Origin of the sequence: Emcibacter nanhaiensis (genome assembly GCF_006385175.1) — a bacterium.
GTDB lineage: Bacteria > Pseudomonadota > Alphaproteobacteria > Sphingomonadales > Emcibacteraceae > Emcibacter > Emcibacter nanhaiensis.
The window spans coordinates 78,901-91,915 of record NZ_VFIY01000004.1; the positions used below are offsets into that span (position 1 = coordinate 78,901).

General features: G+C 60.5%; 14 protein-coding genes. 12 read left to right on the top strand and 2 right to left on the bottom strand.

What is annotated here, in order from left to right; translation table 11 throughout:
• Position 1 precedes the first annotated feature (1 nt).
• From gspE to FIV46_RS00795, 12 genes are all read left to right on the top strand, one after another.
• Positions 2 to 1,513, top strand: coding sequence for a type II secretion system ATPase GspE (gspE, locus tag FIV46_RS00740; RefSeq protein ID WP_139937890.1), 1,512 nt, complete (start codon positions 2 to 4; stop codon positions 1,511 to 1,513).
• On the top strand, positions 1,500 to 2,720 hold the full coding sequence (gene gspF, locus FIV46_RS00745) for a type II secretion system inner membrane protein GspF (protein ID WP_139937891.1): 1,221 nt from the start codon (positions 1,500 to 1,502) through the stop codon (positions 2,718 to 2,720). The genes gspE and gspF overlap by 14 nt, the downstream gene beginning before the upstream one ends.
• Before the next feature lie 16 nt (positions 2,721 to 2,736).
• Positions 2,737 to 3,195 (top strand): type II secretion system major pseudopilin GspG, encoded by a 459-nt coding sequence (gene gspG / locus FIV46_RS00750; protein WP_139937892.1) that lies wholly within the window; start codon positions 2,737 to 2,739, stop codon positions 3,193 to 3,195.
• A 20-nt stretch (positions 3,196 to 3,215) separates the two neighbouring features.
• Positions 3,216 to 3,695: a type II secretion system minor pseudopilin GspH gene (gene gspH / locus FIV46_RS00755; protein WP_139937893.1), complete on the top strand. Its 480-nt coding sequence runs from the start codon at positions 3,216 to 3,218 to the stop codon at positions 3,693 to 3,695.
• Positions 3,664 to 4,059: a type II secretion system minor pseudopilin GspI gene (gene gspI, locus FIV46_RS00760; RefSeq protein ID WP_181162999.1), complete on the top strand. Its 396-nt coding sequence runs from the start codon at positions 3,664 to 3,666 to the stop codon at positions 4,057 to 4,059. Before gspH ends, gspI begins: the two co-directional genes overlap by 32 nt.
• Positions 4,056 to 4,670 carry a type II secretion system minor pseudopilin GspJ gene (gene gspJ / locus FIV46_RS00765; RefSeq protein ID WP_139937895.1) on the top strand — a complete coding sequence of 205 codons (615 nt, stop codon included), beginning with the start codon at positions 4,056 to 4,058 and terminating at the stop codon, positions 4,668 to 4,670. The genes gspI and gspJ overlap by 4 nt, the downstream gene beginning before the upstream one ends.
• Positions 4,667 to 5,668, top strand: a complete 1,002-nt coding sequence (gene gspK, locus FIV46_RS00770) for a type II secretion system minor pseudopilin GspK (protein WP_139937896.1) — start codon at positions 4,667 to 4,669, stop codon at positions 5,666 to 5,668. The genes gspJ and gspK overlap by 4 nt, the downstream gene beginning before the upstream one ends.
• Positions 5,665 to 6,795: a type II secretion system protein GspL gene (gene gspL, locus FIV46_RS00775; RefSeq protein WP_139937897.1), complete on the top strand. Its 1,131-nt coding sequence runs from the start codon at positions 5,665 to 5,667 to the stop codon at positions 6,793 to 6,795. Before gspK ends, gspL begins: the two co-directional genes overlap by 4 nt.
• On the top strand, positions 6,792 to 7,271 hold the full coding sequence (gspM, locus tag FIV46_RS00780) for a type II secretion system protein GspM (RefSeq protein ID WP_139937898.1): 480 nt from the start codon (positions 6,792 to 6,794) through the stop codon (positions 7,269 to 7,271). The genes gspL and gspM overlap by 4 nt, the downstream gene beginning before the upstream one ends.
• Positions 7,268 to 7,999: a type II secretion system protein N gene (gene gspN / locus FIV46_RS00785; protein WP_139937899.1), complete on the top strand. Its 732-nt coding sequence runs from the start codon at positions 7,268 to 7,270 to the stop codon at positions 7,997 to 7,999. The genes gspM and gspN overlap by 4 nt, the downstream gene beginning before the upstream one ends.
• Positions 7,999 to 8,499, top strand: a complete 501-nt coding sequence (locus FIV46_RS00790) for a hypothetical protein (protein ID WP_139937900.1) — start codon at positions 7,999 to 8,001, stop codon at positions 8,497 to 8,499. Before gspN ends, FIV46_RS00790 begins: the two co-directional genes overlap by 1 nt.
• A gap of 90 nt (positions 8,500 to 8,589) precedes the next feature.
• The gene (locus tag FIV46_RS00795) at positions 8,590 to 11,076 is read left to right on the top strand and encodes a penicillin acylase family protein (protein WP_139937901.1); all 2,487 of its coding nucleotides are present in this window, start codon (positions 8,590 to 8,592) and stop codon (positions 11,074 to 11,076) included.
• A gap of 3 nt (positions 11,077 to 11,079) precedes the next feature.
• Here the strand turns inward: FIV46_RS00795 and FIV46_RS00800 are convergent, their stop codons facing one another.
• Positions 11,080 to 11,889 (bottom strand): LytR/AlgR family response regulator transcription factor, encoded by an 810-nt coding sequence (locus FIV46_RS00800; protein WP_139937902.1) that lies wholly within the window; start codon positions 11,887 to 11,889, stop codon positions 11,080 to 11,082.
• On the bottom strand, positions 11,886 to 12,986 hold the full coding sequence (locus tag FIV46_RS00805) for a sensor histidine kinase (RefSeq protein ID WP_139937903.1): 1,101 nt from the start codon (positions 12,984 to 12,986) through the stop codon (positions 11,886 to 11,888). The genes FIV46_RS00800 and FIV46_RS00805 overlap by 4 nt, the downstream gene beginning before the upstream one ends.
• Between the last annotated feature and the right edge of the window lie 29 nt (positions 12,987 to 13,015).

Here is a 13,015-nt window from a genome sequence, read left to right on the forward strand (position 1 = left end):
CATGGCGTCTGCGGAAGCACAGGTGAGCCAGACACCGATCTCCTACAGCTTCGCCCGGGAGAGGGGGGTGCTGGCGATTCCGGAGGAACAGGGACTGGTGCTTGGCCTCAGGCCCGACGCAGCGCTGGCGGACATCCTGGAGGCCCGGCGGGTATTGCCCGATCACATCCAGCTCCGCAAGCTGGACAAGGGCGAATTTGAAAAATACCTCTCTGACATCTATGCCATGGGCGACCTGGCGTCCGAAGACCTCAGCGACAGTCTGGAGGAGGAAAGCAGCCTCGACAGCTTTATCGAAGGCATGCCCAAGACTGCCGACCTGCTGGATAGCACCGATGATGCGCCGATTATCCGCCTGATCAACGGTCTGATCGCCCAGGCGGTGCGGCTCAAGGCCTCCGATATTCATCTGGAGCCGTTCGAAAGCCGCCTGTCGGTACGCACCCGGGTCGACGGGGTGATGCAGGAAATTCTCAGCCTCAACGCCCGGCTGTCTTCGCTGCTGGTGTCCCGGATCAAGGTGATGGCCCGGCTCGATATCGCCGAAAAACGCATTCCCCAGGACGGGCGCATTTCCCTGTCCCTGGGCGAGCGGACTCTGGACGTGCGCGTGTCCACGTTGCCGTCCCAGCATGGCGAACGGGTGGTGATGCGTCTGCTCGATAAGTCACAGGCGCAGCTGAGTCTGGGAGATCTCGGCATGGAGCCGGATACCCGAACCCGGATGGAAGCGCTGCTGGAAGAGCCCAACGGCATTATCCTGGTGACCGGTCCGACCGGGTCCGGGAAAACCACCACCCTTTATGCCGCGCTGTCGCGGCTCAACAACTCCACCCGTAATATACTGACCGTGGAAGACCCGGTCGAATATGCCCTCGACGGCATCGGCCAGACCCAGGTCAACAGCAAGGTCGGCATGACCTTCGCCACCGGGTTGCGCGCCATCCTGCGCCAGGACCCGGATGTGGTGATGGTCGGCGAGATCCGCGACCCGGAAACGGTGGAAGTGGCGGTGCAGGCCTCGTTGACCGGCCATCTGGTGCTGTCCACTGTCCATACTAACAGCGCCGTCGGCGCCATCACCCGCCTGCGCGACATGGGCGTAGAGCCGTTTTTGCTGTCCTCCACCATCAAGGGGATCCTGGCCCAGCGTCTGGTGCGCCGCCTGTGTCCGCATTGCCGCAAGGAAAAAATCGTTACCGCCACCGAACACCGCTTGTCCGGCGGTCACCTGATGGAAGGCGCAAAGGTCTTTGAAGCGGTCGGCTGCGACGCCTGCCACCATACCGGCTATACCGGCCGGATCGGTCTCTATGAACTGTTGGTCATCAACGAAAACCTGCGGCGGATGATTTATAATTCCGCCAGCGAGCAGGATATGGAAGCGGAAGCGTTCAAGACCGCTGGCAGCCTGTTTGTCAACGGCCTGAAAGCGGTCCGGGAAGGCCAGACCTCGCTCGAGGAAGTGCTGAGAGTCTGTCGTCACCAGGAGGATGGTGATGGCGGTCTATGAATATGTGGCGCTCGACCACAAGGGCAAGAAACAGAAAGGCGTGATCTCCGCTGACAGCAGCCGCCAGGCGCGCAAGGACCTGCAGGAACGGCAGCTGATGCCGGTCAGCCTGGACAAGGTGGACAAATCTGCCGAGGCCTCTTCGCTGGGCAAGTGGCTCGGCGGGGGCCGGATCGGCAACAAGGAACTGGCCATGCTGACCCGCCAGCTCGCCACCATGATCAATGCCGCGGCCCCGGTCGAGGAAGCGCTGTCAATGACTGCTGAGCAGGTGGAAAATCCCGCCGCTTCCAAGAAACTGATGGCGGTGCGGGCCCGGGTGATGGAGGGGCGCAGGTTCTCAGAAGCGCTGGCATTATACCCTAATGATTTCAATCAGTTCTATCGTTCTCTTATAGCATCAGGTGAAGTATCAGGTGCGCTGGGGCAGGTGCTGGAACGGCTTGCCGACCATCTGGAAAAATCGCAGCAGCTGCGCAATAAAATTCTCACCGCCACCCTCTATCCCGCCATGCTGGCGCTGGTCGCCGTGGTAGTGGTGATCATCCTGATGACCTTCATTGTGCCCAAGGTGGCGGGCCAGTTTGAGAGCATGGGCCAGACCCTGCCGTTCCTGACCCGCACCATGATTTTCCTGTCGGACATGATGCGGGACTATGGCATCTTCATTCTGCTGGCTCTGGCCTTGGCGATCCTCCTGTTCCTGCGGCAGCTCAAGCAGGAAAAATTCCGCCGCCGCTGTGACGGCTGGATGTTGCGCCTGCCGCTGATTGGCAAACTGGTGCGCGGCCTCTATGCCGCCCGGCTGGCCCGCACGCTGTCGACCCTGATTGCCAGCGGCTCGCCGGTGATGGAAGGCTTGCGCTCCGCCGGCCAGACCATGCAGAACCTGGTCATGCGCGAAGCGGTTGAAAAAATGGTCACCCAGATCAGTGAAGGCAGCAGCCTGTCCCGGGCGCTCCGCAACTCCGGCGTCTTTCCCGGCATTGTCGTCTATATGGCCGGGGCGGGGGAGAAAAGCGGCCAGCTGCCGGACATGCTGGAAAAGTCCGCCGACTATCTGGAAGGCGATTTCGAAACCTTTATCGCCACGGCGCTCAGCCTGCTGGAGCCCGGCATTATCATTATCATGGGGGCCATTGTCGCCCTGATTGTTTTGTCCATCCTGCTGCCGATTCTGCAGCTCAATACGATGGCGCTTGGTTAATATACGGAGAGAGAATATGTCTGCACAGCCTGAACATGATGCGCAGCAGCCTGAAGTAACGAAAGAGTCCGGTTTTACCCTGGTGGAGCTGATGGTGGTGATCGTCATCATCGGCCTGCTGGCGACGGTGGTGGTGATCAATGTGCTGCCGAGCCAGGACAAGGCCATGGTGGAAAAAGCCAAGACCGATATCAGCCGCCTGCAGATGGCACTGGAAATGTACAAGAAGGATAACCTCGGCTTTCCGACCACCGAGCAGGGGCTGGACGCGCTGGTCTCCGAGCCGGCTGGACTCAAGCGCCCGGAACGTTACCAGAAGGGCGGCTATATCCGCGAGCTGCCGGAAGATCCCTGGGGCACGCCGTACCAGTATCTGATGCCGGGCGAGCATGGTGATTATGACATTTACTCGCTCGGCGCCGATGGCCGTCTCGGCGGGGAAGACCTGGACAAGGATATCGGAAGCTGGAAGTAGCATGACGCAGGGCAAATAGCATGACGCAGGATAGGCAGGCAGGATTTACTCTGGTCGAGTTGATGGTGGTGATCGTCATCATCGGCATGATCTCTGCCGTGGTGGTGCTGAATATGCCGTCGCCGGCCTCAGATCTGGAACAGGAAACAGAGAAGCTTGCCGCCCGGCTGCGTCTGGCGGCCGAGGAAAGCATCATGGCCGGGGAACTGACCGGGGTCCGCATCACGCCGGAAGGATATGCATTTGTCATCTACCGGCGCGGCCACTGGCTGCCGCTGGACCTGCCGTCCGGGCAGTGGCCGGAAGGCGCGGTGGTGCGCCTGGTGCGGGACAGGTTGCCCGTCGAACTGACGGAAAATTTGCCTGAGAACAGCCCGTCAATCTGGTTTGATCCTCTGGGAAATCAGATGTCTTTCTCTATAGATATCAGTGGAATAGATGATAATATTAAAGTGTCAGGAGAGGAAAATGGCGAGATCATTGTCAACCCTGTCTCCTGATCGAAAATCAGAGCAGGGCTTTTCCCTGGCGGAAGTCATGGTGGCGCTGTTTGTCTTCAGCATTGCCGCCCTGGCCCTGATCAAGATGGGCGGGGAAAATGTCCGTAACCTGTCCCTGATCGAGCAGCAGACCCTGGCCTCTATTGTGGCGGAAAACCAGCTGGCCCTGGCCGTCACCCGCAAAGGGGAAATCCGTCCCGGCGTGCGCAGCGGCACCGAGGAGCAGGACGGCATCGACTTTGCCTGGCAGCTGCAGGTTCGCCCGGCGCCGGATCCAAAAATCTATGAAGTGCGGGTCCGGGTGACGGAACAGACAAGCGGGCAGGAGCTTGCCCTGCTGACCGGCTACAGGGGGCGCGAATGAGCAACGATCGCGGTTTTACCCTGGTGGAGGTGATGGTGTCGCTGACCGTCTTTGCCCTGCTGTCGGTGATGGGCATTGCCATCCTGTCTTCGGCGGTCTCCAGCCAGGAGTCTGTGGAGGATGGATCGGAACGCCTGCGCGAAATCCAGGTCAGTCGCGCCCTGCTGAAATCCGATTTCATGCAGCTGGCCCGCCGCCAGGTGCGGGATGCGTACGGCGGCCCATTGCAGAATGTCTTTGCCGGCTATCAGCCCGAGGGGCGTGACGCGTTCCTGACATTCGTACGCAGCGGCTGGATCAATCCGGGGCAGATGCAGCGCCGGGCCGAACTGCAACGGGTCAGTTACGAGCTCAAGGACGGGGATCTGGTCCGCCGGACCTCGTCCCATCTCGACCCGGCGAAGGAAGAGGATCGTTCCGAACGGGTGGTACTGTCCGGGATCAAATCGCTGGAAACCTCCTTCTACATCAACGGCCAGTGGTTCGACGTCTATGAGAGCCGGACCGGTGAGAAAGTGACCCTGCCGCAACTGGTTTCGGTTGAGGTGGAGTTCCGGGACGGCCGCCACCTGAAACAAATTTTCATCACCTCCCAGGGGCGGGTTTCATGATTTGGCGGCAGAAAGTCACATATGACCGGGAGAGCGGGGCGGCGCTGCTGACCGTGCTGCTGCTGGTGGCGATCATCTCCGCCCTGGTGGTAGGCATGCTGGACCAGCTCCGCTTTAATGTCCGTCGCGCCGGCACGCTGGAAAAACAGCAGCAGGCGGAATGGTATGCCGTGGGCCTGGAGGAATATGCTGGCGGCATGATGAAAAGCCTGCACAAGCTGTCTGCCGACAAGACCACCCGCCGGCAGCTGGATCGGGTGGCGGCCTTCAGTGTGCCCATAGAGGATGGGGTGATCCGCGGCCAGGTGACTGACGGCGGCAACTGTTTCAATCTCAACAGCGTGGTAGAACGCCGTGACGGCAACCGTTATCTGATGCGCGAGAGCGGGCGCGAGCAATATGTCACCCTGCTGAAGACACTGGGTATTCCCGGCGGCGATGCCGTGATTCTGGCCAACCGGCTGGTGGACTGGGTCGACAGCGACAGCGCGCCCATGACCTGGGGCGCCGAGGATTATCACTATATGGGGCTGCAGAATCCCTACCGGACCGCCAACACTTTGCTCGCCAATGTGAGCGAGCTCAGGCAAATCGAAGGCTACACGCCGGAGGTGCTCTATCTGATCCGCGACTATGTCTGTACCCTGCCGACCCCGGAGCTGAGCCCGATCAATATCAACACCCTGAAGCGGGAGCAGGCCCCATTGCTGGTCATGCTGCTGGGGGAAAAACTTCTACTGCAGAAGGCGGAGCAGGTGATCGATAATCGTCCGGACGGTGGCTATGACAGCCCGCAGGCCTTCTGGGCGGATCGGCTGCTGGCCGACACGCCGCCGACAGTGGATGTGCAGGATCAGGTAGTGCTCGCCACCCGTTATTTTGAACTGACTGCGGATGTCAGCTGGCAGGATCGCTATCTGGCCATGACATCGCTGCTGGAGCTGGAGAATACCGGCGATGTGCGCCTGGTGTCCCGCCAATTTGGAGAAAAACTGTGAGTATCGGGGTAATCATTTATATCGATCCCGCGGGGGAAAATATCTGGCGCCGGGCTGGGGACAGCGGACAGGCGCCACGGGCTCTGGGTGACGGCACCGCCTGTCGGGCGGCCATCGATGAAGACCGCTCGCGGAGCGTACGACTGGTGCTGCCGGGCAATAAAGTCACTGCTCGCCTGCTGGAGATGCCGGAGACGTCAGAGGAAAATGCCCGCGCCGCGGTCAGCTTCCTGATGGAGGACCATCTGGCAGCGCCGGTGGCGAAAACCCACCTGGTCAGCAGGAAGCTGGAAGAGGGCAAGCGCCTGGCGCTCGCGGTGGCCCATGCGGACATGGAAGCCTGGCTTGCGCACCTGAAAGAGATGGATATCCGGCCAGATGAAGTGGCAGTGGATTTCCAGCTGCTGGCGCCGGCCGGGGAAGAGGCAAGCCTGGAGGTTGGAGATTTCCACTACAGTCTGGACGCTGACGGTGCGGGATTTGTGATGGACCGGCAGACCCTCGCCCTGTTGCAGCAGAATGGCCTCGGCGAGGCGGGGGATATGGCGCCCCCGGCAACTCTGGACTCCGCGGCGCTGTTTGATCGCTTTGCAGTCCCTGAACTCCCGCTCAATCTGCTGCAGGGCGCATACGGCACCCAGGCCTCGCTGATGGAATATTTCCGGCCGCTGACCCGGGTGGCGGTGCTGGCGCTGGTGCTGTTTGTTTTTTACCTCGGCCACCTGGGACTGGAGGCTCATTCCTGGCGCCAGGCGGCGGACGTGCTCGACCAGCAGGCCGAACTGATGGTCAAGAAGGCCTTCCCGGAGACCAGCCGCATCGTCAACATCCGCGCCCAGCTGAGATCAAAACTGTCCATCTCCGAGGAGGGGGGAGAGAATGTCTTTATGCAGGTCAACAGCCGCCTGTTGGCGGCACTGGACAAGACCCCGGAAGTGCAGCTCGACAAGCTGCGCTTCAACAGCAGCGACAACCGGCTTTATGTCACCCTGTCCACCGGCAGTTTCGAACTCCTCGACGCCTTCAAACGGGAACTGACCTCAGGCAGCCTGCTGGTCGAGGACCAGGGGGCGCGGCAGGACGGCAACCGGGTCAGTGGTGATTTTGCCCTGGAGGTGGTCTCATGACGTGGTTCATGCATTTATCAAGCCGGGACCGGGCGATTGTGGTCGGGGTCGGCATCCTTGCCCTGCTGGTTTTCGGCTGGCTCGCGATCTGGCGGCCGGTGACGGGTTATCATGCCGATGAAAAACAGAATTATATCCGCGCCTCGGGCGACTATGATTTTGTCCGTCAGAGCCTGGCCAATATGCCGGTGCAGAAAAATACCGCGGCGGAACAGGCCGGGGACCAGGGCGGCTCCCTGCGCCAGACGGCCGGACAGGCAGCCCGCAGCATGGGCCTTGCCATCACCCGCCTGCAGCCGGGGGAGGAAGACAGCCTGACCATGTGGCTCGACAGCGCCGACGGCGGCCTGCTGTACCAGTGGCTGGCCCTGATCGGCCAGCGCTACGACATCCGGGTCAAGAATATCTCAGTCAGCAAGAATGAGGGCCAGGGCACGGTGCGGGTCCAGGTGACGCTGGTGAGGGGCGGGGCATGAGCAAAGTCCTGAAGATTGCCATTCCGGGCCTGGTGCTGTTTCTGCTGGCGCTGGCGAGCCTGCTGCCGTTGCGCACAGCCACGGAAATCTTCGGCCCGGCGGGCTTCGGCTACCAGCGGGTCGAAGGCACGGTGTGGCACGGCATGTTTCACTATCCGCGCCTTGGCCGGCAGGAAGCGCGGTCACTGGCGGTCTCGCTGTCGCCCGCAGGCCTGCTCACCGGCACCGCGGTGGCGGACTTCCGCCTCACCGGCGAGCACGTTTCCGGCAGCGGCACCCTGAGCCTGTCCGGCAGCACAACACAGCTTCGGGACGCGGGCATTGATCTCAACCTTGACCGCCGGGCGGGGGATATGCGCTTTCGCGGCACACTCTACCTCAGCATTGACCGGCTGGCGCTGACCGACAAGGGCTGCGAACAGATCGACGGCCTGTTCCGCACCGATATTCTCGGACCGCTGAAGAGCATGGGCCTGTGGAGCGCGGCGGAGGCGACCGGCGACCTCGCCTGCAACGACGGGCGGATCAACATCGCCATGACTGACGGTGAGGGCGAGGGGGCCGAGAGCCGCCGGCTGAGCTTCAGCTTTGATCCGTTGCAAATGCGCCTCGATACTGATATCTCAGTGAAAACAGTTTCTGCGGAACTCGTCAACAAACTAACGCGGGCCGGTTTCAGAAAGCGCAATGACCGCTGGGTCTGGCATCATCAGGAGAGGATCGGCTAATGGCCATAGGAAAAACAAGCGGCGCCCTGACGGCTGTGCTGGCGCTGGTCCTGCTGGCCGGCTGCACCACCTCCGGCAGTGATGCGGCCAAAAAGGACAGCGCACCCGCCATCCAGAGCTTTACTTTTGAATCCGGCATTTCCACCCTGCCGCCACGGGAAATGCAGCCGGGCCAGTGCGGCCTGTTTCTCTGGTCCAAGGTGCCGCAGCGGGAACTGGTGTTTTATTCCAACAGTGCCGATATGACCGGCGACATGATGATCGACGGCGCCGCCCGCTCGCTCACCCGCACGTCGGCAGAGGGCGAGGGTTTCTACGGCCAGTTTACCCGCCAGGTCTTTGACGGCGAGGGCTATAGTGTGCAGTTGCTGCTGGAGCCGGAACTGCGCGACGGCATGGCCAACTCCGTGGTGATCCCCCGCGGCAGCCTGCGCCTGACCAAGCCCGACGGCTGGGAGCATGTCATGGCCGTCGGCGGCCTGATCAGCTGCCAGAAATGATCCCATCGCAGTGATCTGATACTTTCCGGCACTTGCCTTTCCGCCTCCTGAAGGTTTAAACTTTAAACCTAAAATATAGGGAGAGCCGTCATGAAAAAAATCCTGTCCACCGTTGCGCTGACTGTTGCACTGGGCGCTGCCCCCGTTGTCGCCCACGCTGCCGACAGCGGCTCTGTCAAGATCATTCGCGACGGCTATGGTGTGCCGCACATTTATGCCGACGAAACTTATGGGCTGTTTTACGGCTATGGCTATGCGGTGGCCCAGGACCGGCTGTTCCAGATCGAGATGATCCGCCGCTCGGCCATGGGCACGGTGGCGGAGGTGCTGGGGCCGGACTATCTCTCCTTCGACAAGAAAATCCGCGCCTCCTATGACCTGCGTTCGATCAAGGCCCAGGTTGCGGCCCTGCCCAAGGAACGCCGCGATATCCTTGACGGCTATGCCGCGGGCATGAACGCCTGGATCAAAGAGGTCGAGAAAGCCCCGGAAAAATGGCTGCCCCGGGAATATAGCGAGTATGGCTTCACGCCGTCAAAGTGGACCGCAGAGGATGTGGCCATGGTGTTTGTCGGCGCCATCGCCCATCGCTTTTCCGATTTCAATACCGAGCTTGAGAATCTGGCCTACCTCAATGACCTGATCGCCCGCCACGGCAAGGAGACGGGCTGGCAGATTTTCAACCAGACCAACTGGATCAATGACCCCACCGCACCGACCACGGTGCCGGGCCGGAACGCAGGGAAAGTTGCTGAAACGCGTGAAATGCCGACCTATCTCGCAGGGCTTCAGGGCTCCAGCAAACAGAGGCTGTTGCTCGACCGCGACGGCAGCTATTTTGACGGCACAGAAGAGGAGGCCGAGGCCTACCGGGCAAAAGAACTGGCCGCCACAGGCCTCAGTGGTCCTGCCGGCTATCCCTCGGCCAGCAATATCTGGGTGGTCGGCAAAAAGAAAGCCAAAGGCGTCAACGGCGTGCTCCTTAACGGACCGCAGTTCGGCTGGATCACCCCGTCCTATGTCTATAACGTCGGCCTGCATGGCGCCGGCTATGACCTGGTCGGCAATGCCTATTTTGCCTCGCCCGCGGTCTTTTTCGGCCGCAACGACAAGATCAGCTGGGGCAGCACCGCCGGCATGGGCGACACGGTCGATATCTATGCGGAAAAGCTCAATCCCGCCAATCCCCGCGAATATCTGTTCGACGGCGTCTATAAGCCCATGGACAAGCGGCTCGAGGTGATCAAAGTCAAAGGCGGGGCGCCGGTAACCATTGAGGTCTGGAGCAGCGTGCACGGCGCGGTGGAGCAGATGTCTGTGGCCGAGGGCGTCGCCTACACCCGCAAGCGCACCTGGGAGGGCAGGGAGCTCGCCACCCTGATGGCCTTCGTCGATGAAAATACCGCGACCGACTGGGAAAGCTTCATGGAGGCGGCGGCGCGCTGCGCTGTGTCGGTGAACTGGTACTTCCTCGACCAGGCCGGCAACATCGGTTACGCCATCGGCGGCCACTATCCGGAGCGTCCCGCGGGCCAGGATCCGCGCCTGCCGGCCAGTGGCACCGGCGACATGGAATGGCAGGGCATGAAACCTTTCTCCAGCAATGCCCAGGTCTATAATCCTGACACCGGCTATATCGTCAACTGGAACAACAAGCCGTCCGACGACTGGGACAATGCCGATCCCTGGTATTTCATCTGGACCAAAGCAGACCGGGTCAATGCGCTCATGCGGGAACTGGAGGCCAAGGACAAGCTCACCGTCAAGGATGTGGAGAAGGTCAATCTCGCTGGTTCCTTCGCCGATGTGAATGTTCGTTTCTTCCTGCCGCACCTCGAGCGCGCGGTGGCGTCGCTGCCCGACGGTGCGCCGGAAAAACGCCTGGTCAGGCTGCTCGCCGACTGGGACAAGCAATGGACCGATGACGACCGGGACGGCTATTACGACAGCCCGGCCAACGCCATCATGCACCAGTGGCTGACCCTGATGCTGGAAAAGACCCTCAAGGATGACGTGGGCGACAAATTCTTCTATTTCTATGCCTCGCCGGGATACGCCACCGAGCCCATGACTGCCTCGGTCAATGTCTCGCCCGGCGCCCGGGTGCTCTATAATGCGCTGCAGGGGACAGCAGCCGGGGTGCCGCAAGTCTATGATTTCTTCAACGGCGAGGACAAGGACGTCCTGATCCGCAAGGCGCTGACCGAGACCCGCAGCGCGCTCAGCAACCGCTTCGGCGGCGATGTGGACCAGTGGCTGCTGCCGGTCGCCAGGCAGATTTTCCGCGGCTATAACTTCTACGGCATTCCCCAGACCACGCCCGAACACGCCAAGGCCGCTTATATCAACCTCAACCGCGGTTCGGAAAATAATGTGGTGGTGATGACCGACAAGGGCATCACGTCAAAGGATGTGGTGGCCCCGGGGCAATCGGGCTTCATCGCCCCTGACGGTACCGAGGACAGGCACTTCAACGACCAGATGAAGCTTTATGAAAACTTCCGCTACAAGCCGCTGCCCTTTACCGAGAAGGACGTGAAAAAAGCGGCCAAGAGCACGGTGGTGCTGGAGTATTAGGGCTTAGAGGAACCGTGCAATCACATCCCGGTAATTGCGGCTGACCTGCAGCTCGGCGCCGCCGTCGAGCACGATCTCATATTTCCCGCCGGAGGTCGGGCGCAGTTCCTTGACCTTGTTGAGATTGATGATGGTGGAGCGATGGACCCGCTGGAATATCTCAGGGTTGAGCCTCTTGACCATATTCTTCATGGTTTCGCGCAGGATATGGGTCTTGCCCTCCGCATGCAGGCACATATAGTCGCCGGCGGCGTCGATCCAGTCGATGGTGCTGACATCCACCCGGGTGATCTGGCCCCGGTCCTTGATGCTGAGGTGGCTTTCAAAGGGGGAGGAGGCGCTGAGCTCGGTATTGTTGATGATTTCGCTGAGCTCTTCCGGCGGCTCGTCCATAGAGCGCATCAGGTCCACCAGGCGCGCATTCTGCTCGATGGCGAGCCGTTCCTGCAGTTGTTCGCGCACCCGCTGGATACTTTGCGCGAGCCGGTCTTCCTCCACCGGTTTCAGCAAATAATCGAGCGCGTGGGATTCAAAGGCCTGGATGGCGTAATTGTCATAGGCGGTGACAAACACAATCAGCGGCAGTTCCTCGCGGATCAGGCTTTTGACCACGGCGAAACCGTCAAAGCCCGGCATCTGGATGTCGAGGAACACCAGGTCCGGTTTTTCGGTTTTAATGGCCTTGATGGCCTCGCGGCCGTTGGCGCAGGTGCCGATGATTTCTATATCGTCGAATTCCTCGAGACGGATCTGCAACCCGCGCAGGGCCAGGGGTTCGTCGTCTACCAGCAGGGTTCTTATCTTTTTTGTCATTCTGCAACCTCAGGCAATTTTTCCTCTTTGACTTCGTAGGGAATTTTTATGGTTATTTTCAGCCCCTTGGGCGAATTGGAGCCGATGGTCAGTTCATGGTCATCGGGATAAAGCTGTTCCAGCCGGTTACGGGTATTGGCAATGCCGACGCCGCTGGAGGTCATGGGAATTTCCTTGTGCACGGCGAGGCCCGGGCCGTTGTCGGACAGCACGATGACCAGCTTGTCATCCTCGACCGTGGCGCGGAGCGTGATCCTGCCGCCGTCTTCCAGCGGCGCGATGGCGTATTTGATGGCGTTCTCGACCAGCGGCTGCAACAGCAGGCTCGGGATCATGGCGAGCTTGGCCTGTTCAGAGACCTCGAAATCCAGCTCGAGCCGGTCCTGGAAGCGCACTTTCTCGATATCGAGATAGAGCCACAGGGCATAGAGCTCCTCGTCCACCGTCATTTTCTGCATGGGCTGGCTGACCAGGCTGAACCGCAAAAAGGCACTGAGCTTGGACAGCATATTGTTGGCTTCCTTGGTCTGTTTGTCCAGCACCAGCGTGGAGATGGCGTTGAGGGTGTTGAACAGGAAATGCGGGTTCAGCTGATAGCGCAGCATCTTGAGCTGAGCCTGATGGGCCTGAGCCATGGCCTGCAGGTATTTTTCCCGCTGTTCCTGCAGTTCGATCTGGTTGTTGATGATAAAATAAAGCCCGGTCCAGGTCAGCAGCACGAATACGTCATAGAGCGCGTTGGACAGGAATTCCCAGCCGCGCGGGTTCCAGTCCGGCTCGTAAGTCTGCACGTAAGTCCAGACCTCGACCGTGGAAAAGATCAGTGAACCAATCACCACGGCGGTGGTCACCGACAGCAGCATGGTCACCGGCGGCGGCGAGACCTGCCGCAGTTTCTGGTAAATATAGCGCAGCCCCAGGGTGATGATAAAACCGCCGAGGGTGCCGAACAGGGTGGCATAGAAATATTCCGGATCCCGGCCGTGGGCGTAGCCGTTCAGGGTGCGGATGGCGCAGAAAGCAATCCAGCCGGTGACCTGCAACAGCCAGAAAATGCTTTCCTTATACTGGATGATATTCCTGAGTTTAGTCTTCAAACGATCTCAAGTCCCTGTTCAACGTTACT

What these genes read in the sequence shown, in the direction of transcription:
- gspE (WP_139937890.1), top strand. Translation starts at nt 2, where the DNA reads ATGGCGTCTGCGGAAGCACAGGTGAGCCAGACACCGATCTCCTACAGC.
- gspH (WP_139937893.1), top strand. Translation starts at nt 3,216, where the DNA reads ATGACGCAGGATAGGCAGGCAGGATTTACTCTGGTCGAGTTGATGGTG.
- gspK (WP_139937896.1), top strand. Translation starts at nt 4,667, where the DNA reads ATGATTTGGCGGCAGAAAGTCACATATGACCGGGAGAGCGGGGCGGCG.
- gspG (WP_139937892.1), top strand. Translation starts at nt 2,737, where the DNA reads ATGTCTGCACAGCCTGAACATGATGCGCAGCAGCCTGAAGTAACGAAA.
- FIV46_RS00800 (WP_139937902.1), bottom strand. Translation starts at nt 11,889, where the DNA reads ATGACAAAAAAGATAAGAACCCTGCTGGTAGACGACGAACCCCTGGCC.
- FIV46_RS00790 (WP_139937900.1), top strand. Translation starts at nt 7,999, where the DNA reads ATGGCCATAGGAAAAACAAGCGGCGCCCTGACGGCTGTGCTGGCGCTG.
- gspI (WP_181162999.1), top strand. Translation starts at nt 3,664, where the DNA reads ATGGCGAGATCATTGTCAACCCTGTCTCCTGATCGAAAATCAGAGCAG.
- FIV46_RS00795 (WP_139937901.1), top strand. Translation starts at nt 8,590, where the DNA reads ATGAAAAAAATCCTGTCCACCGTTGCGCTGACTGTTGCACTGGGCGCT.
- gspN (WP_139937899.1), top strand. Translation starts at nt 7,268, where the DNA reads ATGAGCAAAGTCCTGAAGATTGCCATTCCGGGCCTGGTGCTGTTTCTG.
- gspJ (WP_139937895.1), top strand. Translation starts at nt 4,056, where the DNA reads ATGAGCAACGATCGCGGTTTTACCCTGGTGGAGGTGATGGTGTCGCTG.
- gspM (WP_139937898.1), top strand. Translation starts at nt 6,792, where the DNA reads ATGACGTGGTTCATGCATTTATCAAGCCGGGACCGGGCGATTGTGGTC.
- gspF (WP_139937891.1), top strand. Translation starts at nt 1,500, where the DNA reads ATGGCGGTCTATGAATATGTGGCGCTCGACCACAAGGGCAAGAAACAG.